The sequence below is a fragment of the Streptomyces xanthophaeus genome (genome assembly GCF_000725805.1).
Taxonomy (GTDB): Bacteria; Actinomycetota; Actinomycetes; order Streptomycetales; family Streptomycetaceae; genus Streptomyces; species Streptomyces xanthophaeus.
The window spans coordinates 26,744-51,739 of the sequence record NZ_JOFT01000018.1 but is presented as its reverse complement, the minus strand read 5'-3'; the positions used below and the strand labels follow the sequence as shown (position 1 = coordinate 51,739).

15 protein-coding genes are annotated in these 24,996 nt (G+C 72.3%); 4 read left to right on the top strand and 11 right to left on the bottom strand.

The features are described 5' to 3' along the window. Positions 1-84: 84 nt before the first annotated feature. Positions 85-4,371 (bottom strand): galactose-binding domain-containing protein, encoded by a 4,287-nt coding sequence (locus tag IO30_RS0112705; RefSeq protein ID WP_031142377.1) that lies wholly within the window; start codon positions 4,369-4,371, stop codon positions 85-87. A 230-nt stretch (positions 4,372-4,601) separates the two neighbouring features. Here IO30_RS0112705 and IO30_RS0112700 point away from each other — a divergent pair, with 230 nt between their 5' ends. Next, positions 4,602-6,203: an ATP-binding protein gene (locus tag IO30_RS0112700; RefSeq protein WP_237403405.1), complete on the top strand. Its 1,602-nt coding sequence runs from the start codon at positions 4,602-4,604 to the stop codon at positions 6,201-6,203. Further along, positions 6,200-6,928 carry a DUF7342 family protein gene (locus IO30_RS0112695; protein ID WP_051902180.1) on the top strand — a complete coding sequence of 243 codons (729 nt, stop codon included), beginning with the start codon at positions 6,200-6,202 and terminating at the stop codon, positions 6,926-6,928. Before IO30_RS0112700 ends, IO30_RS0112695 begins: the two co-directional genes overlap by 4 nt. 6 nt (positions 6,929-6,934) lie before the next feature. On the opposite strand, the gene IO30_RS0112690 is transcribed toward IO30_RS0112695, so the two are convergent. The 3 genes from IO30_RS0112690 to IO30_RS0112680 form a co-directional block, all read right to left on the bottom strand. Next, positions 6,935-8,527 carry a solute symporter family protein gene (locus IO30_RS0112690; protein ID WP_031142371.1) on the bottom strand — a complete coding sequence of 531 codons (1,593 nt, stop codon included), beginning with the start codon at positions 8,525-8,527 and terminating at the stop codon, positions 6,935-6,937. Beyond that, positions 8,524-9,027, bottom strand: coding sequence for a DUF485 domain-containing protein (locus IO30_RS40380; protein WP_037893881.1), 504 nt, complete (start codon positions 9,025-9,027; stop codon positions 8,524-8,526). The genes IO30_RS0112690 and IO30_RS40380 overlap by 4 nt, the downstream gene beginning before the upstream one ends. Before the next feature lie 210 nt (positions 9,028-9,237). Next, the gene (locus IO30_RS0112680; RefSeq protein ID WP_031142367.1) at positions 9,238-11,358 is read right to left on the bottom strand and encodes a DNA gyrase/topoisomerase IV subunit B; all 2,121 of its coding nucleotides are present in this window, start codon (positions 11,356-11,358) and stop codon (positions 9,238-9,240) included. A gap of 446 nt (positions 11,359-11,804) precedes the next feature. On the opposite strand from IO30_RS0112680, the gene IO30_RS43355 reads away from it, so the two are divergent. Continuing rightward, positions 11,805-12,038 carry a DUF7455 domain-containing protein gene (locus IO30_RS43355; protein WP_030016583.1) on the top strand — a complete coding sequence of 78 codons (234 nt, stop codon included), beginning with the start codon at positions 11,805-11,807 and terminating at the stop codon, positions 12,036-12,038. Positions 12,039-12,156: 118 nt separating this feature from the next. Here the strand turns inward: IO30_RS43355 and IO30_RS0112670 are convergent, their stop codons facing one another. The 7 genes from IO30_RS0112670 to IO30_RS0112640 form a co-directional block, all read right to left on the bottom strand. Beyond that, complete coding sequence (locus IO30_RS0112670; RefSeq protein WP_051902178.1) at positions 12,157-13,083, bottom strand: S1 family peptidase; 927 nt, start codon at positions 13,081-13,083, stop codon at positions 12,157-12,159. A 98-nt stretch (positions 13,084-13,181) separates the two neighbouring features. After that, a complete protein-coding gene (locus IO30_RS0112665; protein ID WP_031142364.1) occupies positions 13,182-14,768 on the bottom strand; it encodes an RNA polymerase sigma factor in 1,587 nt (528 codons plus the stop codon). 461 nt (positions 14,769-15,229) lie between these two features. Then, positions 15,230-16,171 (bottom strand): FadR/GntR family transcriptional regulator, encoded by a 942-nt coding sequence (locus IO30_RS0112660; RefSeq protein WP_272933189.1) that lies wholly within the window; start codon positions 16,169-16,171, stop codon positions 15,230-15,232. 136 nt (positions 16,172-16,307) lie between these two features. Further along, positions 16,308-18,107 (bottom strand): ATP-binding cassette domain-containing protein, encoded by a 1,800-nt coding sequence (locus IO30_RS0112655; protein WP_031142362.1) that lies wholly within the window; start codon positions 18,105-18,107, stop codon positions 16,308-16,310. A gap of 188 nt (positions 18,108-18,295) precedes the next feature. Beyond that, positions 18,296-19,045 (bottom strand): NUDIX hydrolase, encoded by a 750-nt coding sequence (locus tag IO30_RS0112650; protein WP_031142361.1) that lies wholly within the window; start codon positions 19,043-19,045, stop codon positions 18,296-18,298. Between the two features lie 95 nt (positions 19,046-19,140). Then, positions 19,141-21,135 (bottom strand): glycogen debranching N-terminal domain-containing protein, encoded by a 1,995-nt coding sequence (locus IO30_RS0112645; RefSeq protein ID WP_051859276.1) that lies wholly within the window; start codon positions 21,133-21,135, stop codon positions 19,141-19,143. Positions 21,136-21,359: 224 nt separating this feature from the next. Continuing rightward, positions 21,360-22,625, bottom strand: a complete 1,266-nt coding sequence (locus IO30_RS0112640; RefSeq protein WP_078904657.1) for a DUF4192 domain-containing protein — start codon at positions 22,623-22,625, stop codon at positions 21,360-21,362. Positions 22,626-22,747: 122 nt separating this feature from the next. On the opposite strand from IO30_RS0112640, the gene IO30_RS0112635 reads away from it, so the two are divergent. Continuing rightward, complete coding sequence (locus IO30_RS0112635; RefSeq protein WP_031142356.1) at positions 22,748-24,907, top strand: RecQ family ATP-dependent DNA helicase; 2,160 nt, start codon at positions 22,748-22,750, stop codon at positions 24,905-24,907. Positions 24,908-24,996 lie beyond the last annotated feature (89 nt).

The window sequence follows — 24,996 nt, the reverse complement described above, 5'->3', positions numbered from 1 at the left end:
GAAAGCGACTGCCGGAAGAGCGCGCACGACAGGGCCGGATGCCGCCCGGGACGATCCCCGGGCGGCATCCGGCCCACCGCTCCGTCACGGCAGCTGGTTGATCCTGAAGGTCGAGGTCGTGTTGCGCACGTCCACGGCGTTGCCGCTCGTCTTCAGGTTGTGGATGGTGACCTCACCGACCGCCGGCCCCTGTCCCGCCTCGGGCATCTCGTTCGCCCAGAGGCCGAAGCCGGACTTGGCGTCGAAGGCGTCACCGCTCTTCTTCGCACCGGTGACGGTGATGTCCCTCAAAACGGTGTCCTTGATGGGATTGACCGGCTGACCGCCGACGTACTGCGTCTGGAACATGATTCCGCTGTACGTCGGGTCGACGATGTCGACGTTGTTGATCCGGATCCCCTGGAACACCTTCGAGGCCGAGAACAGCCAGATCCCCGGGAAGGTCTGCGCGCCCCAGAAATGGCCGCCGGACCGGACGATCGAGATGTTCTCGAAGGTGGTCGGATCGGTGCCGAAACCGTTCATCGGATACCCGAAGTCCAGGGAGCTGATGGTGATGCCCGAATAGACGAGGGTGTCGGCGATGTGGATGTTGCGGAAGGTGTTGTTGAAGCCTCCGTAGACGGCCACGCCCGCTGCCCGCCAGGTCAGGATCGTCGTCAGGTTCTCGTACACGTTGTTCTTCATGTCCGCGCCGCCCGCGTCGATCGCGGAGAACAGCGCGAAGCTGTCGTCGCCCGTGGCCCGCGCCTCGTTGTTGGTCACGAGGTTGTCCGTGCTGCCGTTGGTCATGTTGATGCCGTCGGCGAACATGTTGCGGATCCGCGAGTTCTTGATGGTGATCCGGTCGGTGTTGGCGCCCCAGTAGAGGCACACCATGTGCTCGTTCCAGATGTTGTCGATGGTGATGTCGGAGACGCCTGCGAAGTCGAAGACCTTGCCCGGTCCGTCGATGCGCGAGGTGTAGTTGCCGAAGTAGGCGAAGCCCGAGAAGGAGGAGCCCTTCGCGGTGCCCTCCGCGCGCCAGCCGATGTCGGTGTTGTCCTGGGACGACGGGGCGTGGAAGCGGGTGAACCACGGTCCGGCGCCGACCACCTGCACGGCCTTGCCGTACACCTGGAACTTGCTCGCCGTCTGGTAGTCGCCGGGCGGCAGGTAGACCCCGGTGAGCTTGCCGGTCGTGTCCATCCGCACCTTGTCCAGGGCGTTCTGGACGTCCTGGTGGCTGAAGCCGACGGGCACCGCGTAGCTCGCGGGATCGGGGTTGGGGAGCTCCGTGGCCTGCTCCAGGCTGACGAAGTCGATGGCGTAGGTGGAGGTGTTCGCCGCGTCCTTCTGGAGGCGGATCCGGCTTCCCTGCGGGACGGTCTCGCCCAGCAGGATGTTGGCCTCGTCGTAGATGTGGCGGGGCGCCCCGGAGCCGGGCGAATTGCCCGGACTGGCCTCGGCGCCGTACAGCCAGGCGTACTTGGAGGTCAGGGGCAGGCTCTTCTTGAGGGTCCCGTTCACATAGACGTTGATGGTGGAGTCGATGCCTCCGCCGCCCGGGGCGTCCGGGATGGAGAAGCGGGTGACCAGGGTGTTGGTGGCGGCCCGGGTGGTGAACTCGACGTACTCGCCGGTCGCGTCGAGGCTGACGGCCTTGCGGCCGGAGGCCTCGCCCGCGATGTCGCCGATCGTGCGGTTGGGCCCGACGACTCCTGCGCCGCCGCCGACCACCGCGTCCTCGGCCTCGTACGTCTCGAAGGGCATGTTCGCCCCGCGGCCCACGAAGAAGGACTGGGTGGAGGTGTTGTTCGCGCGCTTGACGGGGAGCTCGTTGGCGTCGTCGGCCAGCACGGTGCGCACCGTGTACTTCCCGTTGGCGGCCGGCCAGCTGCCGAGCGCCACCGGGGCGGCGGAGGCCCCGGCGGCGAGGGCCCCGCTGAAGGAGCCCGTGAGCGTGCGCACGGTGGCGCCGCCCGCGTCCTGCAGGGTGAGGGTGACGGCGTGCGTGCCCGCGGCCGCGGCGACCGAGCCCTGGTTCTTCACGGTGACCGTGAACGCCACCGGCTGCCCCGCGGACGGGGCACTGGGCGACCAGCTCACGGCGGAGGCGACCAGGTCCGAGCTGTCGACCGGGCGGACCACGAGCGGGGAGCCGGTGAAGCTGTTGTTGGTGTCGTTCTGCTCGACGACCGTGTTCGCCTCGTCGACGACGGCGCCCAGCGGGTAGGTGTCCGCGTCCCGCGGGCCGATCGCGGCGGTGACGGTGGCCGTGGCCCCGGCCGCGAGCGCGGGCACCTGGGCGGTGGCCACCTTGGTGCCCCCGAGCCGGAAGGAGACGGCGGTCGCGGCGGCGGGGGCGGGACCGCTGTTCCTGACGGTGGCGGACAAGGTGACGGGATCCGACTCGACCGGGGCGGCCGGGGCAGCGCTCAGGGCGGTGATCTCCAGGTCCGGATTGGGCGCAGCGACGCCGATGACCTGGAACTCGGCGATCTGACCGTTGGAGGAGCCGGTATTGGCGGTGAACCTCAGCTGGACGTCCGCGACGCGGGCGGTCAGCGGGATCGTCACGGTGTTGCCGGACGCCGGGTCGAAGACGTAGTCCTTGGCGGCGACCAGGCCGCTGACTCCGGAGGCGCTCTGTTCCCGGCCGAGGACCTGGATGTGCTGGGTGCGTGCGCCCCAGCTGCTGTCCGGGTTGAGCTTCAGGACGAGGCGCTCGACATCGGCGTTGGCCCCGAGCCCCACGGTCAGGGTGCTCGGGTAGGCGCCCGCGGCGCCCTCCCAGTAGGTGGCGGTGCTGTTGTCGTTGGCGTTCTCGGCGACGAAGGTGTGGATCACGGAGGATCCGGTGACTGGCTTGCCGACCGCCAGGTTGGAGCCGCCGCCTCCGGAGCCGCCCCGCGTCACGGAGTTGCTGTCGCCGGAGCGGTTGCCCGCGGCGTCCTTGGCCCGGACGAAGTAGCTGACGGTGGCGCTCGCCGGCTGGGTGTCCGTGTGGGTGGTGGTGTTCCCGGCCACGGTGGTGCGCAGCACGTTGTTCGCGTACACCTCGTAGCCGGTGACGCCCACGTTGTCGGTGGAGGCCTGCCAGGTGAGCTTGACCTGGCCGGTCGCGGGCTCGGTGAGGGTGAGGGAGCCGGGGGCGGTGGGGGCCTGGGTGTCACCGGTGTCCCCGGCGCGGGTGACGCTGTTGCTGTCGGGCGACTGGTTGCCTGCCGCGTCCTTGGCCCGGAGGTGGTAGGTGACGTTCGCGCCGGTGGGCTGGGTGTCCGTGTAGGTGGTGACGTTGCCGGCCACGCTGGTGCGCAGTTGGTTGTTGGCGTAGACGTCGTAGCCGGTGACGCCCACGTTGTCGGTGGAGGCCTGCCAGGTGAGCTTGATCTGGCCGGTCGCGGGCTCGGTGTAGGCGAGCGCCGTCGGGGCCGTCGGGGCCTGGGTGTCGCCGGTCTGCGGGCCGTAGACCTCCAGCTCGGAGAGCTGGCCGCCGGGCTGCACGGAGTTGAGCGATATCAGCACGCGCAGGTGGCGGGTGGTGGCGGCGTCGAAGGTGATCGTGACCGCGTTGCCGCCCGCCGCATCGAACGCGTAGGCCTTGGAGGCGGTGAGGTCGGCGAACTCCGTGCCGTTGGCGCTGCCCTGGATCTTCAGGGTCTGGGTGCGGGCACCCCAGGTGTCGGGCAGTCGCAGGACCACTCGGTCCACGCGTACGGAGGCGCCGAGGTCGGCCTGGATCCACTGGGGCAGGGCGTTGTTCGCGCTCTCCCAGTAGCTGGCGGTGTTGCCGTCGTTGGCGTTGGCCGGGACGTAGACCTGGGTGCTGGTGCTCGCGGTGAGGGTCTTGCCGAGCGCCAGGTTGACCGAGGACTCGCCGGGGGCGCGGACCTCCAGCTCGGCGAGCTGGGCGGCCTGCCAGCCCGTGTTGGCCGTGATGCTGATGCGGACGTACCGGGTCTGGGCGGCGGGGAAACCGATGGTGACCGTGTTCCCGCTGCCCTGGCTGAAGGTGTGGGCCGCCGGGTTCACCAGGGTGCTGAAGCTGGTGCCGTCGGCGCTGCCCTGGACGGACAGGGTCTGGCTGCGGCTCTCCCACGAGGCGGGCAGCTTGAGCACCACCTGGTCGATCCGGGTGGTGGCGCCGAGATCGGTCTGCACCCATTGCGGGAAGGCGCTTCCGGCGCTCTCCCAGTACGTCGACTGGTTCCCGTCGGTCACGTTGGCGGCCGTGAAGGCGCCGTTGGTGCTGCTCGCGGCCGCGGGCCGGCCGGCCGCGATGCTCGGACCGCCGGCGGCTGCGGCGTTCAGTGCGGGCCAGCCCATCAGCAACAGGACCGTGCTGAGGAGGGCAGCCAGGGCCCGCCATCTCCAGTGGAGCCTTCTCATATGTCCTCGTCCCTCGGCATGAGTTTTCTGAACCAGGTGAGATAGGAATTTGCGTCTTGCCGTGCGAGAGTTGCAGAGCTTTGCCGAATCGTCTACAGCTCTGACCGCACTTTCATGCCTCCATCTCTTGCGCAAGCTGGGTGCAAATCGCGCAAGCCATTTGCGTAGACACGAGAAATTCCACTTGGGGCCGGGTCGACCTACCGTTGCTCCTCATGCGGTTCCTCCACATGAGTGCTCGACGCCTCGGGCTGCCCCGACGGGCCGTCTCCCAGATCCTCGTGACCCAGCTGGCCATCGCCGCGGGGGTCGTCGTGCTGGCCACGGGGCTCTTCCTGGCACCGCTGAGCGCGCAGCTCGACGACCAGGCGATGCGGCGGGCCCTGGCCATCGCACAGAGCACCGCGGCCGACCCCGCACTGGCCGCCGGAGTGCTCGGCTCCGGGGCCTCCGCGGACAGCCCCGTGCAGGCCTCCGCCGAGCGGGTGCGCCGGGCCACCGGGGCCGAGTACGTGGTCGTCCTCGGCCTGGACGGCATCCGCCGCTCGCACCCCAGCCCCGACCGCATCGGCCTGCCCGTCTCCACCGACCCGAGCGACGCCCTGGCCGGGCGCGAGGTGATGGAGATCGACGAAGGCACCCTGGGCCGTTCCGCCCGCGGCAAGGTCCCGCTGGTCGCGGCCGACGGCGAGATCGTCGGCGCCGTCTCCGTCGGCATCGCCTACGACAGCGTGCGCGACCGTCTCCTTGGCGCCATCCCCGGCATGCTCGCCTACGCGGGCGGCGCCCTGGCGGCAGGGGCACTCGCCGCCTACCTGCTGTCCCGCCGGATCCACCGGCAGACCCGCGACCTGGCCTTCTCGGACATCGCCGGCCTCCTCGCCGAACGCGAGGCGATGCTGCACTCCATCCGCGAGGGCGTCATCGCCCTCGACCCCGGCGGCCGGGTCCGGCTCGTCAACGACGAGGCCGCCCGGCTGCTGGGCCTGGCCCCCGACTCCCCGGACACCCTCGCGGGGCGTCCGCTGGACGACGTGCTCGGCACGGGCCGCACCACGGACGTCCTGTCCGGCCGCGTCACCGGGCGCGACCTCCTCACCGTCCAGGACGGGCGGGTGCTGGTCGCCAACCGGATGCCCACCGAGGACGGCGGCGCGGTGGCCACCCTGCGCGACCGCACCGAGCTGGAGCACCTGGGCCGCGAGCTCGACTCCACCAGGGGCCTCATCGATGCCCTGCGCGCCCAGGACCACGAGCACGCCAACCGCCTCCACACCCTCCTCGGCCTGCTGGAGCTGGGCCTGCACGAGGAGGCGATGGAGTTCGTGACCGAGGTCGCCGGGGTGCACCGCACCACCGCCGAACAGGTCACCGAGAAGGTCCACGACCCGCTGCTGGCCGCCCTCCTGGTGGGCAAGGCGACCGTGGCCGCCGAACGGGGCGTCCCCCTGCGGCTGGCCGGGACCACCCTCCTCCCCGACCGCCTGGTGGACCCGGGCGGCCTCGTGACCATCGTGGGCAACCTGGTGGACAACGCCCTGGACGCCGCCGCCGGCTCGGCGGCCCCCCTCGTCGAGGTGGAGCTGCGCGCCGAGGGCCGCACCGCCGTGCTGCGGGTGCGTGACAGCGGACCCGGGGTCCCTGCCGCGCGCCGCGAGGAGATCTTCACGGAGGGCTGGTCGACCAAGCAGCCCAGGGCCCACCGCGAGCGCGGCCTGGGCCTCGCCCTCGTACGCCGTCTCGCGGAACGCCAGGGCGGCAGCGCCCGGGCCGGTGAAGCGGCGGACGGAGGGGCGGAATTCTCCGTCCTGCTCCCGGAGGCCCTGCGGTGAACGAGACCCCGGACTCCGCCCTGAACGCCCTGAACGTACTGGACGTACTTGTCGTCGACGACGACGTGCGTGTGGCCCGGATCAACGCGGCTTACGTGGCCAAGGTCCCCGGATTCCGGGTGGCGGCCCGGGCCCACTCGGCAGCGGAGGCCCTCGGCTTCCTCACCGCCCACCCGGTGGACCTGATCCTCCTCGACCACTACCTGCCGGACGAGAACGGCCTGGACCTGGTCCGCCGCCTGCGCCAGCTCGGCCACCGCACCGACGTGATCATGGTCACCGCCGCCCGCGACCTGGCGACCGTCCAGTCCGCCATGCGCCTCGGCGCCCTCCAGTACCTGGTCAAACCCTTCACCTTCGCCGGTCTGCGCACCCGGCTGGAGGCCTACGGGGCGCTGCGCCGCACCCTGGAGACCGGAGGCGAGGCCGAACAGTCCGAGGTGGACAGGATCTTCGGCGCCCTCGCCGCGGCCGGCACCCCCAACGAGCTCCCCAAAGGACACTCCCCCACCACCGCGGACCTGGTCCGCCAGGTCCTGCGCGCCGCCGCGGGCCCGCTCTCCACCCAGCAGATCGCCGACCGCGCCGGGATCAGCCGCCAGACCGCCCAGCGCTACCTCAAGCTCCTCGAACGCTCGGGCCGGGTGACGCTCGCCCTCCGCTACGGCGAGACCGGCCGCCCCGAGCACCGCTACACCTGGCTCCCCTCGGAGGGGCCGGCCTGAGCGCGCTCAGACGGCCCCGGCGCCCGTCAGCGAGCGGACCTCCGTCTCCGCGTGCTTCGCCTCGTCCGGCACCTCACCGGAGGTGACCGTGCCCAGCCAGCCCGCCAGGAAGCCCAGCGGGATCGACACCAGGCCGGGGTTCTGGAGCGGGAAGAGCTGGAAGTCCACGCCGGGGAAGAAGGCCTCGGGGCTGCCCGACACCACCGGCGAGAGCGCCACCAGGACCAGCGCCGGGACCAGCCCCCCGTACACCGACCACACCGCCCCGCGGGTCGTGAAGCCGCGCCAGAACAGCGAGTACAGCAGCACCGGCAGGTTCGCCGATGCCGCCACCGCGAAGGCCAGCCCCACCAGGAAGGCCACGTTGAGGTCCTGGGCGAACAGTCCGAGCGCGATCGCCACCGCCCCGATGCCGACGGCCGCGGCCCGCGCCACCGTGACCTCGCTGCGCTGCCGGGCCCGCCGGCGCTTGAGGGAGGCGTAGAGGTCGTGGGCGACGGAGGCGGACGAGGCCAGGGTGATCCCGGCGACGACGGCGAGGATGGTGGCGAAGGCGATGGCGGCCACGAGGGCGAACAGCACCGTGCCCCCGGTGGATCCCGCTCCCCCGCCCAGATGCGCCGCGAGCAGCGGAACGGCCGTGTTCCCCGAGGCGTTGGAGGCCCGGACCTCCGCGGGGCCCACCAGGGCGGCCGCCCCGAAGCCCAGCACGATGGTCATCAGGTAGAAGCCGCCGATCAGCCCGATCGCCCAGACCACCGAACGGCGGGCGGCCCGCGCCGTGGGCACCGTGTAGAAGCGCGACAGGATGTGCGGCAGCCCGGCGGTCCCGAGGACCAGCGCGAGCCCGAGGCTCATGAAGTCGAAGCGGGCGGTCCAGTCCCCGCCGTACTTGAGGCCGGGGCTCAGGAACCGCGCCCCGTGTCCACTGCGGTCGGCGGCGGCCGTGAGCAGCTGGTCGAAGTTGCCGTGGAAGCGGAGCAGCACGAGCACGGTCAGTGTGATCGCCCCGCCCATCAGCAGCACGGCCTTCACGATCTGGATCCAGGTGGTGGCCCGCATCCCGCCGAAGGTCACGTAGACCACCATCAGTGCGCCGACCCCGATCACGGTCAGCGTCCGGGCGGCTGCGCTCGAGTTCCCGAGCAGCAGCCCGACCAGGCTGCCCGCGCCGACCATCTGCGCGACGAGGTACAGCACCGAGACGACGACCGAGGAGACTCCAGCCGCGATCCGCACCGGCCGCTCGCTCATCCGGGCGGCGACCACGTCGGCGAGGGTGAAGCGCCCGCAGTTGCGGACCAGTTCGGCGACCAGGAACAGCACCAGTAGCCAGGCGACGAGGAAGCCGACCGAATACAGCAGGCCGTCATAGCCGAAGAGGGCGATCAGACCGGAGATCCCGAGGAAGGACGCGGCCGACATGTAGTCGCCCGCGATGGCGAAACCGTTCTCCAGCGGGGAGAACAGCCTCCCGCCCGCATAGAACTCCTCCGCCGAGCCGTGCCGGTTGCGGCTGACCCAGGTGGTGATGCCGAGGGTGACGGCGATGAAGAGGCTGAACAGGATCAGCGCGAGGCTCTGGTGCTCGGAGGTCACCGGCCCGCCCCCCTGGCGGAGCGGTTGCGCTCCCCGCCGTCCGCCCGGCGGACCTGCTCCTGCTCGTAGACGGTCCAGCGCAGGTCGAGGGCGGCCCGGTCCCGGCGCAGCCGGGCGTGCCGTGCGTAGGCCCAGGTCAGCAGGAAGGTGCTGAGGAACTGGCCGAGCCCCGCCAGCAGGGCCACGTTGACCGCGCCCACCACCGGCCGGGCCATCAGGCCGGGCGCCGCGGTGGCGGCGACCACGTAGGCGACGTACCAGAGGAGGAAACCGGCGGTCGCGGGGATCACGAACCTTCGGTAGCGGCTGCGGACCTCCTGGAAGGCCGCGCTGCGCTGCACTTCCAGGTAGATGTCGGACGCGCCGGGTGCGGGCCGGCCGTCGGGGGCCGGGCGCGGCGGGGACGTTTCCTCTCCCTCGCCCCAGCCGACGGCGAGCGCGTCGTACCAGGGGTCGCTCAGCCGGATCGTTCCGGCATCGGGACCTTCGTGCTTGTCCACCGAACTCTCCTTGTCCGCCGCCGCATTGGCCGCGTGCCCACAAGGATGTGCGGAATGGACGGTTTCCGGACTGGTGTCCCGGTGCTCTTCACTCCTTCAGGTGATGGAGTGAACGGCAGCGGTGTGCCGTCGCGCCGGTCCGTGGCAGCAGGACCGCATGCCACGGCCCCGGGGAGCGCGCTCCCCGGGGCCGACGGTCGTCCGTGCCGGTCAGGCGTCGATGCGCGAACGGTCCAGGGTCGCCGCGGAGCTGGTGATGAACTCCTTGCGCGGGGCCACCTCATTGCCCATGAGCAGGTCGAAGACCTGCTCGGCCGAGTCGAGGTCGCCGATGTTGATCCGGCGCAGGGTGCGGAAGCGGGGGTCCATGGTGGTCTCCGCCAGCTGGTCCGCGTCCATCTCGCCGAGGCCCTTGTACCGCTGGATCGAGTCCTTGTAGCGGATGTTCTTGCGCTGGTACTCCAGCAGGGTCTGGCGCAGCTCGTTGTCCGAGTACGTGTAGACGTACTTGTCCTGCCCCTTCTTCGGCTGGACCAGCTCGATCCGGTGCAGCGGCGGGACGGCCGCGAAGACCCGGCCCGCCTCGACCATCGGCCGCATGTACCGCTGGAAGAGGGTGAGCAGCAGGCAGCGGATGTGCGCGCCGTCCACATCGGCGTCGACGAGCAGGACGATCTTCCCGTAGCGCGCGGCGTCGATGTCGAAGGTACGGCCCGAGCCGGCCCCTATGACCTGGATGATCGCCCCGCACTCGGTGTTCTTGAGCATGTCCGAGACCGAGGACTTCTGGACGTTGAGGATCTTGCCGCGGATCGGCAGGAGTGCCTGGAATTCGGAGTTCCGGGCGAGCTTGGCCGTACCGAGGGCGGAGTCCCCCTCGACGATGAAGAGCTCGCTGCGGTCCACGTCGTCGCTGCGGCAGTCGGCCAGCTTGGCGGGCAGCGAGGAGGACTCCAGCGCCGTCTTGCGGCGCTGGGCGTCCTTGTGCTGGCGGGCCGCGATCCGGGTCCGGGCGGCCGCGACGATCTTCTCCATCACGGCGCGGGCCTGCTGCTTGTCGTCGCGCTTGGTCGAGGTCAGGAAGGCCTTGAGCTCCTTGGCGACCACGGCGGAGACGATCCGGGTGGCGGCCGAGGTGCCCAGCACCTCCTTGGTCTGGCCCTCGAACTGCGGCTCGGCGAGGCGGACGGTGACGACGGCCGTCATGCCCTCCATCGCGTCGTCCTTGACCACGTCGTCCTCGGCCACGCGCAGCAGCTTGGCGGAGCGCAGCACCTCGTTCACGGTCTTGGCGACCGAACGCTCGAAGCCGGAGACGTGGGTGCCGCCCTTGGGGGTGGCGATGATGTTCACGAAGGACTTGACGTTGGTCTCGTACCCCGTGCCCCAGCGCAGGGCGATGTCGACGCCGAGCTCGCGGGTGACCTCGGTGGGGGTCATGTGGCCGCGGTCGTCGAGGACCGGGACGGTCTCCTTGAAGGTGCCCGTGCCGGTCAGGCGCTGGACGTCGCAGACGGCCTTGTCCTGGGTGAGGTACTCGCAGAACTCGCTGATGCCTCCGTCGAAGCGGAAGGTCTCCTCGGTCTTGCCGGCGCCGTCGATGCCCCGCTCGTCGCGGACGACCAGGGTCAGCCCGGGCACCAGGAAGGCGGTCTGGCGGGCGCGCTGGTAGAGCGTCTCCAGGCCGAGGCGGGCGTCCTTGAGGAAGATCTGGCGGTCGGCCCAGTAGCGGATGCGGGTGCCGGTGCGGCCCTTGGCCACGCGCTTGGTCTTGCGCAGGCCGTTGGCGGGGTCGAAGGGGCTGTCGGGGCCCTGCTCGGTGAACATGCCGGGGACGCCGCGGCGGAAGCTGATCGCGTGCGTCGAGCTGTTGCGGTCGACCTCGACGTCCAGGCGGGCGGAGAGCGCGTTGACCACGGAGGCGCCCACGCCGTGCAGGCCGCCGGAGGCCGCGTACGAGCCGCCGCCGAACTTGCCGCCCGCGTGCAGCTTGGTCATGACGACCTCGACGCCCGACAGACCGGTCTTGGGCTCGACGTCCACGGGGATGCCGCGGCCGTTGTCCCGGACCTCGACGGAAGCGTCCTCGTGGAGGATCACCTCGATGTGGTCACAGTAGCCGCCCAGGGCCTCGTCGACGGAATTGTCGATGATCTCCCACAGGCAGTGCATGAGGCCCCTGCTGTCGGTGGAACCGATATACATGCCGGGGCGCTTGCGGACGGCCTCGAGGCCCTCGAGGACGAGCAGGTGCCGCGCGGTGTAGTTGGAACCGTCCCGGTCTGCTCCGGACAGCAGCGCGCTGGAAGGCACGGACGTGTCGGCGGTCACGCAGTTCGCTCCTCGCTGAATTTCTTTTCTGGCCCTGTCGGGCTCAGGGGTGGCTCGGGTGCCGGTCGAAGGGTACCGAGGCCTGGTAGAGCCGATGCAACGCCACCCTCGCGGTTCACCAGCGTAGTGCAGATCCGCACGGATGTTCGATCGCCCGAGAGGGTGAAGCAAACATCACGTTCCCTTCGAGGCATGAACCATTTAGGGTTCGGGCACGTCCTCATGAACAACCTGGCACTCACGCCGGGGAGGATGGAACTGCAAGATGCGAACGACTGACAACGCGAAACCGTAAAGCAACGCAATACGGCTCCTTCGCCGCCAACCGGCAACAGCCGGCCAGCTTCGGAAGGAAGTTTCGAGGAAAAGCCGCGAGCGGGAACGTTTTCGGCCTGGTTGGATGTTGACCCTGGTACGACAGCTCGTCGAGCTAGAGAAGAGGCGACGTGACTACTGTTCTGACACCCGCGACCCCGCTGACGGCCGCTGACCGATGCGACCGTTGCGGCGCCCAGGCATATCTGCGCGTCGTCCTGCTGAGCGGCGGTGAACTGCTCTTCTGCGCCCACCACGGTCGCAAGTTCGAGCCGGAACTCAAGAAGATCGCCGCGGAAATACAGGATGAGACCGAGCGGCTCACGTCCGCTCCGGCTGCCAATGCCGAACCCGAGGACCGCTGACACAGGCCTGCACCTCGCATCCGACGAGCCAGGACCGGCCAGGCCGGTCGACGGGCGGCTTCCCTGAGACCCAGGGAAGCCGCCCGTCCTCATGTCCGGACCCGTCAGGGAACCCCGGCTATCGCGTGCGATGCCCCTGCACGGGCCATGCACCGGGCCCGGAGCCCCTCGCAGGGCCCCGCGCGGTGTCCTGGACCCCTGGCGGCTGCGCGGCCCTCTCCGGGCCCGTCACGAAGCCGGCGAGCGGCGCGATGCGCGTGTACACCCCCGGGCTGTCGGCCCGCCCGCAGCCGCGCCCCCACGACACCAGGCCGATGAGCCGGCCCTGGGCGACGAGCGGACCCCCGCTGTCCCCCTGGCAGGCGTCCTTGCCGCCCCCGTCGTCCCCCGCGCACACCATGGAGTCGGCCCGGTACTGCCCGTCGGCGTCCCCCGGGTAGGCCCGCCCGCAGACCTCGTCCGCCAGGACCGTCACCTGTGCCGCCCGCAGCGCGTACGCGTAGTCACCGAAACCGCTGGTGTCGCCCCATCCGTAGACGGCCGCGCCCGTGCCCGCCGCGTAGGCGGGATGACCCGTCCCGGCCATGGGCAGGACGTAGTGGGCCGGTACGGCCTCGTCCAGCTCCAGTACGGCCAGGTCCCCGGCATTGCTCCGCGGATCGTAGGCAGGGTTCACCCGGGCCCCGCGCACGGGGATCTCCCGGCCGTCGGCCGCACCGAGCTCCGTACGTCCGGCGATCACCCGGAAGTCCGCGACGGACTCGACCGGACCGCCCAGCACCTGGGGAGCCAGGCAGTGGGCCGCGGTGAGCACCTTGGTCGGGGCCACGATCACGCCCCCGCAGAACTGCCCGCCCCGCGTACCCCCGAACCGGTCACGGCTGGCGAGGGCCACGACCCAGGGGCTGTCGGCCACCTTCACCGGCTTCCCGCCGATCACCACGCTGTCCGCGGCTGCCTGCGGCATCTGGGCCAGCGGCGCCGCGGCCGCTCCCGCCACCAGGGTCAGCGCGCCCGCCAAGACACGGGCAAAGGGACGACGCATGAGGCCTCCTGACTCTGAGTGTGCATGACTCCACCCAGAGTGGGATGCCCGGTGGCCGTGCGCACCCGCGCGGCCACCGGCGCACCGCCCCGTGCCGGTCAGTCCAGGTAGTCGCGCAGGACCTGGGAACGGGACGGGTGACGCAGCTTCGACATCGTCTTGGACTCGATCTGGCGGATGCGCTCGCGCGTGACTCCGTAGACCTTGCCGATCTCGTCGAGGGTCTTCGGCTGGCCGTCCGTGAGGCCGAAGCGCATCGACACCACGCCGGCCTCGCGCTCGCTGAGCGTGTCGAGCACCGAGTGCAGCTGCTCCTGCAGGAGCGTGAAGCTCACGGCGTCGGCCGGGACCACGGCCTCGGAGTCCTCGATGAGGTCACCGAACTCGCTGTCGCCGTCCTCGCCGAGCGGCGTGTGCAGGGAGATCGGCTCGCGGCCGTACTTCTGGACCTCGATGACCTTCTCGGGGGTCATGTCGAGTTCCTTGGCCAGCTCCTCCGGGGTGGGCTCGCGGCCCAGGTCCTGGAGCATCTGGCGCTGCACGCGGGCCAGCTTGTTGATGACCTCGACCATGTGCACCGGGATGCGGATGGTGCGGGCCTGGTCGGCCATGGCGCGGGTGATCGCCTGCCGGATCCACCACGTCGCGTACGTGGAGAACTTGTAGCCCTTGGTGTAGTCGAACTTCTCGACCGCGCGGATCAGACCCAGGTTGCCCTCCTGGATCAGGTCCAGGAAGAGCATGCCGCGGCCGGTGTAGCGCTTGGCGAGGGAGACCACGAGGCGGAGGTTGGCCTCCAGCAGGTGGTTCTTGGCGCGGCGGCCGTCCTCGGCGATGATCTCCAGTTCGCGCTTGAGCTTGGGCGCGAGCTTGTCGGAGTTCGCCAGCTTGTCCTCGGCGAAGAGTCCGGCCTCGATGCGCTTGGCGAGCTCGACCTCCTGCTCCGCGTTGAGGAGGGGGACCTTGCCGATCTGCTTGAGGTAGTCCTTGACGGGGTCGGCGGTGGCTCCGGCGACGACCACCTGCTGGGCAGGGGCGTCGTCCTCGTCGTCGGAGATGACGAAGCCCTTGTTCTCCCCGCCCTCCTCCTCATCGTCGGACTCGGACTTCGCGGCCTCCGGACCCTCGTCCGAGCTCTCGTCGTCGCCCTCGTCGGCGTCCTTCTTGGAGGCGGTCTTCTTCGCCGCGGTCTTCTTGGCCGCGGTCTTGCGGGCCGGAGCGGCCTTCTTCGCCGCCGTCTTCCTGGCCGCGGTCTTCTTGGCTGCGGGCTCGGTCCCGGCCTCGTCCGCGAGGGCGTCCACGGCCTCCGCGTCCGCCGTCCCGGCCGCAGTGACCTCGGCGGCCGGAGTGCTGGTGGTGGCGGGCTGCGCTGCCGTCGTCTTCGCCGTGACGGTCTTCGTGGCCGTCCGCTTGGCGGGGCTCTTCGCTGCGACGCTCTTGCGGGTGGTGCGCTTGGGCGACTCCGCGGCACTGACCATCAGCGTCACACCCTCTTCCTCGAGGATCTGGTTGAGGCTGCGCAGAACATTCTTCCACTGGGTCGCAGGAATCTGGTCAGCCTCGAAGGCCCGACGCACGTCATCGCCGGCGATCTGCCCCTCGGCCTTGCCCCGCTCGATGAGCGCCATCACAGACTCGGAATCGGCGATCTCCGGCGGGAGCGTACGGGATGTGCTGGCCGACACGAACAACCTCTCGGAACGATGGGAACGGCTTCCGACGCCGGGCCTGGTGGTGCTGGACCGGAGCCGACGACCACCGACTGGGGATGGGCCGGGGGCGCGAGCGGGGGCCGGGGAGCTGCACAGCACCCCCAAGGGCTGCTGTCTTCCCTCCGTCGGCCATCACCTCTTAGGTCATCGCGTGACCTCGCAGAGCGTTACGCCCAATCTTCGTGGCCCGAGTCACACCCCGTATGCGCCAATGCCCGGCATACGGCCATACGCGTGGTTCGCGCGCCGCCCCGCGACCACGGGGCCCGGGCACTGCGCCGGCACGGCAGCGGCGCGGTGACGGCGCGGCCGCGGCCCCGGGCGGGAGGGGCTTCCCGGGCCGGAGCCGCGTACGGCTCCACACGCCGGTGTCGCCGGACCCGACCGGGCCCGGCGACATGTCGTGCACCCCCGCGCCCCCGCGCGTACGCCCGTCAGTGCTCGCGCGGGGCGGGCACCACGCGCTCGACCTCCGGATGCACCGTCAGGAGCTGTCGCATGGCGTTCTCCGCACCCGTCGCGTCGCCGGCGGCGAGCGCCTCGACCATCCGCGCGTGGTGGGCGACGCCGGCCTCGCTCGGGCGGTCGCAGGCCGTGATGGGGCTGCCGGACACCTGGAGGGCCGCGGAGACGATGCCGGAGAGGTGCTCCAGCATGCGGTTGCCCGCGACCTGGATGAGGAGGGCGTGGAATTCGTTGTCGGCCCGCGCGAAGGTGATCGCGTCGCCCTGGCCGAGGGCGTGGCCCATGATCTCGACCATGTCGGCGAGGCGCTGCTGGATGTCGGGGCGTCCGTGGCCGGCGGCAAGGCGGGCGGCGAGCGGTTCGATGGTCCAGCGCAGCTCGCCCAGTTCGCGGCGCTGGTCGTCGCGCTGGGGGCCGAAGGCGCGCCACTCGATGATGTCGGGGTCGAGCAGGTTCCAGTCGGCGACGGGCCGCACCCGGGTGCCGACGTTGGGGCGGGCGCTGACGAGGCCCTTGGCCTCCAGGACCCGCAGGGATTCGCGGACGACCGTACGGGAGACCTCGAATCGCTGGCCGATCTCCTCCGGCACCAGCGGGCGGTCGGCACCGAGGTCGCCGGAAACGATCATCTGGCCGAGCTGCTGGACGAGTTGGCCGTGCAGTCCGCGGCCACGGCTGCCGGCGGCGCGGCGGCCGACCCGGCTCAACTCCACGTCGGCGCCGTCCCAGTGGGGCGCTCCGCCCCGCTCGGACCCGGGGGTCTCCGCGAAGGGGTAGCGGTCGAGTTCGCCCGGGCCGGCGAGGCCGGAGTCGGCGTGGCGGGCGGCGGTCATCATGGTGTGCGCAAGGGTACTCACGAATCCTTTGTCGGCCGTGCCTCCATGACCCTTGAGGTCTTTGGTGAAAAGCACACGAAAGGGTGATCGGTGCCACCTACGCAATTGACGACTTATCGTAAAGAACCGGGCCTTTTACGGGGACTTGCGGTCCGCTTCACGCGAGGTGGACTTCAACGGTCCCACCCAGCCTCGTCCCGCACCGGAACGATCACCAACGGACGCGACTGCGCAGTCCGGTGAACCCATAGGCGCACAACAGGACCATCAGCGACAACACCAGCGCGGTGCCCACGGGTTGGGCCATCACCCGCAGGGCCCCGAGGACGATGCGGTCCGCCTCCGGGGGCCACTGCGCCCAGGCCAGGCCGCGCAGCCGGGACGCGAGTCCGGTGGTGGGGTACGCGGAGGGACCGTCCAGTGCCTTGCGCACCAGGGGAACCACCATGACCGGTACGGCGAGCACCGCGGCCAGTCCCGCGGTGGCGGACCGGAAGACGCCGGAGGCGAGCACTCCGGCCCAGGCGCAGCCGACCAGCAGGCCCGCCCAGCTCACGGCCGGGGACAGCCACTCCACCGGGGTGCGCGGCGGGCCGCTGTCGAAGACCAGCGCCAGGGCTCCGGCGTCCGCGGCCACGGTCAGCGCGCCGAGCGACAGTGCGAGGGCGGCGCAGACGCCGAGCTTGGCGGCGAGCAGCCCCATCCGGCGCGGGACGGTGCCGCGGTCGGCGGCGAGCGCCGGGTAGCGGTACTCCTCACCGAAGGCCAGGGCGCCGAGCAGCCCCGCGCCGAGGGCGGCGGGCGGCAGCGGCAGCAGCTCCGGCCAGGCGGCGAGCAGCCGGTTCTGCGGGGTCTGGCCGGCCCGGGCCAGGATCAGGGCCGTGACGACGGAGGCGACGACGACGAGGGCCGCGGTGAGGACGGGCGTGGCAGTGCCGAAGATCCGCAGCAGCTCGTAGCGGAGCGGCCGCAGCGGCCCGCCGACCCGGCGCACCACGGAGGCGGGGCCACGGCGGTCGCGGCGCAGCGACCGGCCGCCGTCCGCCTCGCCGGAGGCTTCGCCCGAGGGCGCGTCGCAGGCTCCCGCGGTGACGGGCAGGGCCCGGGCGCGGGCGTGCGGGACGCCGGACACCGGTGCACCGGCGTCACCGGTCTCGTCGGCGAGCTGATGGACCAGCACGCCGTGGCGGAAGGCCGCTTCACCGACCTCGGCGCAGTTGCTCCCGTACACGGAGAGGCGGCTGCCGCTCTCCTCGACGATCTCCACGGCCCGCTGGGCGGCCCGCGCCTCCCGGCCCAGTACGTCGGCCAGCCGGGCGGCGTGCGGGGTGCGCACGGCGACCCTGGGGCGCAGCCGGGTCCGGGCGAAGTCGGCAGCGTCCTGGTCGGCGACGAGCCGGCCCGCTTCGATGCTGACGACGCGGTCCGCGCTGCGTGCGGCCTCCTTGGCGTCGCCGGTGGTGAAGAGCACCGCGCCGCCGAGGGAGGCGTGACCGCGCAACAGCCCGTGCAGCCAGCCGCTCTCGCGGGGGGAGAGCCCGGCGCCGGGCTCGTCCAGGAGCAGGGTGCACGGGTCGGCGAGCAGGGCCGCCGCCAGCGCCACCCGGCGCTCCATGCCGAGCGAGAGCGAACCGAGCCGCTGGTCCCGCAGGCCCGCGATGCCGACGACCTCGAGCATGGTGTCGGCCCGTGAGGCCGGCACCCCGGCGGCGGCGCAGAGCATCCGCAGCTGGTTGCGGACGGTCCGCGACGGATTGCCGGGAACGTCGCCGAGCAGCACGCCGACCTCACGGCCGGGGTACGGGATCCGGTGGAGCGGCCGGCCTCGGAAGTACGTGACGCCGCGGCCCGGTTCGAGTTCGAGCATGAGCCGCAGCGCGGTCGTCCTGCCCGAACCTGGCTCGCCGAGCAGCGCGGTCACGCTGCCGGGGCGGGCCTCGAAGGTGAGGTCGTCCACTCGGGGCGAGGCCCCTCGACGGGGTGTGCTGGTGAGTCCGATTGCCTGGAGCATCGCTTCTCTCGCGGGGGGTGAGACCGCTCTGCGGCAGGGTGAGTTCCCCAAGCAAGATAACGCGATATGTCCGATTTTCGGCGCAACCGGTCCGTCGGTGCACCCGTATTGCCGTCGGCCGCGGCACCAGGGCCGGTGCCGGATCGGGAGGAGGGGCAGGAGCAGGGCCGGGAGGGGGTGCCGGGGGGTCAGACTTCCGGCCGCAGCATCGGCGGGTTGAGCAGGGTCGCCCCTCCTGCACGGAACAGCTGCGCGGGACGTCCGCCCTGACGGGTCGTCGTTCCCCCGGCCGGTACGAGGAACCCGGGGGTCCCGGTGACCTTGCGGTGGAAGTTCCGCGGGTCCAGGGCCACGCCCCAGACCGCCTCGTACACCCGGCGCAGCTCTCCGACGGTGAACTCCGGAGGGCAGAAGGCGGTGGCCAGGGAGGAGTACTCGATCTTCGACCGGGCCCGCTCCACGCCGTCGGCGAGGATCCGGGCGTGGTCGAAGGCGAGCCCCGCGGCGGTCTGGGCCTCGTCCGCGGCCAGGAGCTCGTCGACGGGGGCCCAGCGCGCGCTGTTCGCGTCACCGCCCGCCCGGGGAGCCGGCAGGTCCGGAGCCAGCACCAGGTGCGCCACGCTGACGACGCGCATCCGCGGATCACGTTTCGGATCGCCGTAGGTCGCCAGCTGTTCGAGGTGCGCCCCGTTGCCCCCGTCGGGGACGGCGGGGTCGTGCGCGCACAGCCCGGTCTCCTCGGACAGCTCCCGGGCCGCGGCCGCCGCAAGGTCCTCGTCCCCGCGGACGAAGCCGCCGGGCAGCGCCCAGCGCCCCTGGAACGGCTGCTCACCCCGACGGACGACCAGCGCACAGAGCGCATGGCGCCGAACGGTGAGCACGACCAGGTCGACGGTGACGGCGAAGGGCGGATAGGCCGACGGGTCGTAGGGCGACATGCCGCGATCATAGTCGTCTGCCTGACGATAAACAGCGCTTTCGTGACCTTGGAGGACGTGATCCGGAGTCCTGGTGGACCTTTCCGGTCACAGCACTAGCCTCCCAGCTGGAGCGCATCCGCCGCCTCCTCCACCATGCCGAGACCGAGCCTGCTGATGCGGACGGCGAACGGCTCCCCCGACACCCGCAGGCCCGACAGGCGCAGCGCCCCGAGGGGCGCCCCGGGCAGGGGCACCAGGGCGACCGTCCCGGCGGGGGCGTCGGGACGGATCCCCGCCAGGGCGGTCAGTACGTGGATCCCGGCCGCCGCGGCCACCGCGGCGGGGCGGCAGGCCGCCGGGTGCGGCAGCGGGGCGCTGCCGGCCGTGCGCTGCTCGGCCGCGTACATCTCCGGCAGGCGGTACCCGAAGGTCTCCGCCGCGTCCAGCAGTCCTCGGGCCAGGGCTGCGGCCTCCTTCTCGAAGCCGCCCTGCGCCAGGCCGGCCACCGCGACGGCGCTCTCGTGGGCGCGCACCGCGCCGGAGCGGTGGCCGAACGGGTTGTGGCCGGGCTCCCGGACCGCCATGCTCCGCAGTCCCCAGCCGGAATCCATGCCGGGGGCTCCGAGCAGCCGGGCGAGCTGCTCGGTGCGGGCCTTGTCCAGCAGGCCCCGGGCGGAGCGTCCGCCGCCGAGCAGCCCCGTGTCGAGCAGGTGGGCGGCGGCCCCGGTCAGCCGGGGCAGCGGACGCCCGTCGGGATGCAGGGCGGCCGCCGGCCGGCCCCCGTCGGGTCCGTCGATCCAGAACCCGGCCCGGAACCGCTCCGCCAGTGCGGCCGCGCGCTCCCGCCATTCCTCGGCACCCTCCAGGCCGCATCCCTCGAGGAGTTCCGCTCCGAGCAGCGCCGCACGGTGGGCGTGGGCCTGGGTCTCGCAGCGCCGCGGCCCGGGGTCCGGATCGGCCAGGAAGCCGTCCTCCCCCAGCGCGGTGCGCAGCCAGCCGAGGCAGCGCTCGGCAGCCGGGAGCAGCCGGGCCACCTCGTCCTCCGGCAACCCCCAGAGCCGGGCCTCGGCGAGCACCGCGGGGAAGGCGAGCGTCGCCTCCGTGCCGGTGCAGCCCGGGGGCAGCTGGGGGCCCGCCCCGCGCAGCGGTCCGGGGATCATCCCGGCTTCGGGGCCGCTTCCCTCCCGCTGGGTCCGGGCCAGGATGCGCAGGGTGGCCGCGGCCAGCCCGGTGCCGAGCGGCAGCGCCATCCTGGCGGCCCACAGGGCCTCGGCGGGGGCCAGCCCCAGGCGCCACGGCGCCCCCGCCGCGGCGTAGGCGTCGGCCGGGTCCCCGGGGTCCCGCAACAGCAGGGCCCCCAGGTCTTCGACGCTGGTCCGGAACCACCTCTCGGCCCTCGGATCGTCCGCTTCGGCGCGGGCGTCGGCCAGGCGGTTGGCCACCTGCCCGGCCGGAGCGCGCGCGGTGCGGTCCTGTGTGGTGCGCAGCTCGATGGTGCGGGACTCTCCTGGGGCGAGCTCGAGCTGCCAGCGCAGCAGTCCGACGGAGGCCAGCGCATCGTCGGGCGCCGGTTCGGCCACGGTGACGGCCTGGGTCTCCCCGCTGCTCCAGCGCAGTCCTGCGGCGTGCACCCCGGCGGACAGTTCGGGTCCGGCCCGGCCGGCGACCACCGCGGCCAGTTCGGCCAGGTCCGTACCGAGCGAGACCTCCACGGCCAGGCGTGCGGGCCGCGCCGCGAAACTGCGCAGCGTGATCCGCTCGGTGCCGTCCGCGTGCCGGACGCGCTCCACGCCGATGTCGGGGTCCGGGCCCGGCTCGGCGCCGGTGCGCACCGTCGCGGTGAAGGCGGCCCGGTCGGCGCCGAGGCTGCGCGCCTGCACCGCGACCGGGTCCCGGCCTGCGACGCGCAGTACGCAGCGGGAGAGCAGCCTGCGCCCCGACCGGTAGATCCCGTCGATTCCCCGCCCGGTGAGCTGGCCGTCCTCGGGCGAGATCACCAGGGACGGCGCGGCGAGACAGATGACGGCGCCGTGTACGGGTGGCAGCTCGGGCCTGCGGGCGGCGGGTACGCCGACGCCGGGCGGGCGGGAAGGTGCGGGGTGAGACATGCGTCGCCTTGTCTGCGCTCCGGTCGGTTCAGCTGGGCGGCGGCGCGGCCGGGCCCCCACCACCCCCCAGCTGAACGCCCCCACCCCCGCCGGGGTCACGGGCCCCGGCCGGTCGTGCCCGGGGCGGAGCAAGCTCCGTAAGGCCGCTCCCAGGGCCCTGTGGGGCCCTGACGGCGAGCTCCGGGGCCAGGGTGAGGTGCACCGCTCGCGGTGCCGACGGGGGCTCACTGTCCGCTCCCGGCTGCGCGGCGGGACTCGCGGCGGGCACCCGTCCGTCCCCGGCGGCCCGGCGGGCGGGTGGTCGCGGCCCTGCGCCCGCGCCGGGGCTCGCGCCGCCGTCGTTCCTCGCGCAGGCACTGCCGCAGCCCCTCGGGGTCGATGCCCTCGTTGCAGGCGTGGTGGAGCAGTTGGGCGAAGCGGTAGTCGGCGTCCGCCCGCAGGGCCATCCCCAGGGCGATCCGGGCGGTCGGTTCGTCCCCGGTGGACCAGGAGACCCAGCCGGCGAGGGTCAGCGGGGCCGCCGCATGCTCTCCGTAGGCCCCGACGCAGCGACGGGCCAGGGCGCGCCACAGGCGCAACGCGGGGGCGGCCTCCTCGTGCTCCATCCATTCGGCGGCGACGTCGCGGATCTCGCGGTCCTGGAGCCCGAGGATCAGTGACGCGGCCTCGTCGTGGCCGAGCAGTGCGTCGTCCCGGTCATCGGCGAAGGGGCCCGCTTCGCCGGGCGGGGCGAGGGTCATGCGCTGCATCAGGGCCCGGGCCAGGGCGATGGTCTGCGCGCCTACCTCCTCCCTGGTCGCCCCGTCGAGGATCTTCGGCACCAGGGCGGCGGCCGCCCGGTCCAGGGCCGACTCCATCTCCTCGGCCGCGGCGCCGCGCAGGGGTGCCAGCCGGCCCTCGATCTCCTTGAGGGAACCCCGGACCTGGAGTCCCGCGAAGGTGGCCGCCGCGGCCATCACCGAGGTGCCGACCGCGGCCAGCGGGCGCCCCTCGGCCGGGCAGCAGCGCTCGTCGGGGCAGCTGTAGGACCAGTAGCGGCCGCCGGAGAGGCACAGGGCCTCCAGAACGGGCACGTCGAGTGCGCCGCAGGCCAGCCGGATCCGCTGGGCGAACGGCCGCAGCCGGGTCATCACGCGCTGGGCGCTCTCTTCCCCGGCCGGGTCCTGGCAGAGGAAGACGACGATGCCGTCGGGCTTGCCGCCGCGCCGTTCGCTGCCGCGGACGAGGGTGTCGGCGACCTGCCGGGCGGTGTCGTCCCACTCCGCGGGACCGGCGGGGATGCCGACGCGCAGGCGCCCTCCGAAGCGTCCGCCCTCGCCGTGCACGGCGACCATGACGAGGGAGTCGGTGGGGTGGAATCCGAGCATGTAGGGCAGCGCGTCGGCCAGCTCGGCCGGGCTGCGCAGGGTGATCTGCGGGCCGGCGACGGATCCGGTCGCGGCAGTGGAAGGCCGGACGGACGGGGTGCTTGGTTCGTGGTTGTTCGTCATGTCCCGAAGGTCCCGTGCGTGATCGGATCCGGAAACCCCTGTGGATAACTGTTGACGCTTCAATTTCCCCAGCGGCGGGGCAGCATTCGCGCGATGTCACAGGCATCGGGTTGCATGGGGGCATGAACCCAGACCTGAGGTCCTCTGCCGACTCCGTCCTCGCCCGCCTCGTGGGCGACCCCACGGGCACCGCTCGGCTGCGCGAGGACCAGTGGCTGGCGATCGAGGCCCTCGTCGCGCACAAGCGGCGGGCGCTCGTGGTGCAGCGCACCGGCTGGGGCAAGTCCGCCGTCTACTTCGTCGCCACCTCGCTGCTGCGGGCGAGCGGCGCCGGCCCCACCGTGATCGTCTCACCGCTCCTCGCGCTGATGCGCAATCAGGTCGAAGCCGCAGCCCGGGCCGGCATCCGCGCCCGCACCATCAATTCGGCCAATCCCGAGGAATGGGAGGGCATCCAGGCCGAGGTCGCCGCAGGTGAGGTCGACGTCCTGCTGGTCAGCCCCGAGCGGCTCAACAACCCCGACTTCCGCGACCAGGTGCTCCCGAAGCTCTCCGCCGCCACCGGCCTGCTCGTGGTGGACGAGGCCCACTGCATCTCCGACTGGGGCCACGACTTCCGTCCCGACTACCGGCGGCTGCGCACCATGCTGGCCGACCTCCCGCCGGGCGTCCCGGTGCTGGCCACGACCGCCACGGCCAATGCCCGCGTGACCGCGGACGTCGCCGAACAGCTCGGCACCGGAGCGGGTACGGACGCGCTGGTGCTGCGCGGCCCGCTGGACCGCGAGAGCCTGAGCCTGGCCGTGCTGACGCTGCCCGACGCGGCGCACCGGCTGGCCTGGCTCGCCGACCACCTCACGGAGCTGCCCGGTTCCGGGATCATCTACACGCTGACCGTCGCGGCGGCCGAGGAGGTCACCGCGTACCTGCGCCACCGCGGCCACACGGTCTCCTCGTACACCGGCAAGACCGAGAACGCCGACCGCCAGCAGGCCGAGGACGACCTCCAGGCCAACCGGGTCAAGGCACTGGTGGCCACCTCCGCCCTGGGCATGGGCTTCGACAAGCCCGACCTCGGCTTCGTGGTGCACCTGGGCTCGCCGTCCTCCCCGATCGCCTACTACCAGCAGGTCGGCCGCGCCGGCCGAGGCGTGGAGCACGCCGAGGTGCTGCTCCTCCCAGGCCGCGAGGACGAGGCGATCTGGCAGTACTTCGCCTCCGTGGCCTTCCCGCCGGAGGAGCAGGTCCGCCGCACCCTGGACGTCCTGGCCCAGGCCGGCAGGCCGCTGTCGCTGCCCGCCCTGGAGCCGCTGGTCGACCTGCGCCGGACCCGGCTCGAGACGATGCTCAAGGTCCTCGACGTGGACGGCGCCGTGCACCGGGTGAAGGGCGGCTGGACCTCCACGGGCGAGCCGTGGGCCTACGACGCCGAGCGCTACGCCTGGGTGGCCCGTCAGCGTGCCGCCGAGCAGCAGGCGATGCGCGACTACGCGGCGGCCACCGGATGCCGGATGGAGTTCCTGCGCCGTCAGCTCGACGACGAGGAGGCCGCGCCCTGCGGCCGATGCGACAACTGCGCCGGAGCCCGGTTCACCGTCGACGTGTCGTCCATCGCGCTGGACACCGCGCGCGGCGAACTCGGCCGTCCCGGCGTCGAGCTGGAGCCGCGCAAGATGTGGCCGACCGGGCTCGCGGCGGTAGGGGTCGACCTCAAGGGCCGCATCCCCGCGGGGGAACAGGCCTCCACCGGCCGCGCCCTGGGCCGGCTGTCCGACATCGGCTGGGGCAACCGGCTGCGTCCGATGCTCTCCCCCCAGACCCCCGACCAGCCGATTCCGGACGATGTGGCCCAGGCCGTCGTGGCCGTGCTCGCCGACTGGGCGCGGGGGCCCGGCGGTTGGGCCTCGGGGGCGCCCGACGCGCCCGCCCGTCCCGTGGGAGTGGTCGCCCTGCCCTCGCGCGGCCGCCCCCAGCTCGTCGGGTCGCTGGCCGCGCGGATCGCGGAGGTCGGACGGATGCCACTGCTCGGGACGATCGCGTACACGGACCAGGTACCGGAGTTCGGCCTGCCCTCCTCGAACAGCGCCCAGCGCGTCCGGGGGCTCCACCAAGCCCTGACCGTCCCCCCGGCCCTCGCTGCGACACTGGCGCAAGCAGCAGGACCGGTACTCCTCGTGGACGACCGGGCGGAGAGCGGATGGACCCTCGCCGTGGCCGCCCGGCTGCTCCGACGGGCGGGGGCGAAGCAGGTGTTCCCCCTGGTACTGGCAGTCCAGCCGTAGCCAGATGCGTCATTTCCGGTGTGACGGGGCAAGGATATGAACGGCATACCGGCGAATTCCGGTCGGCTGCCTCAATTGCTCGTTGCCGC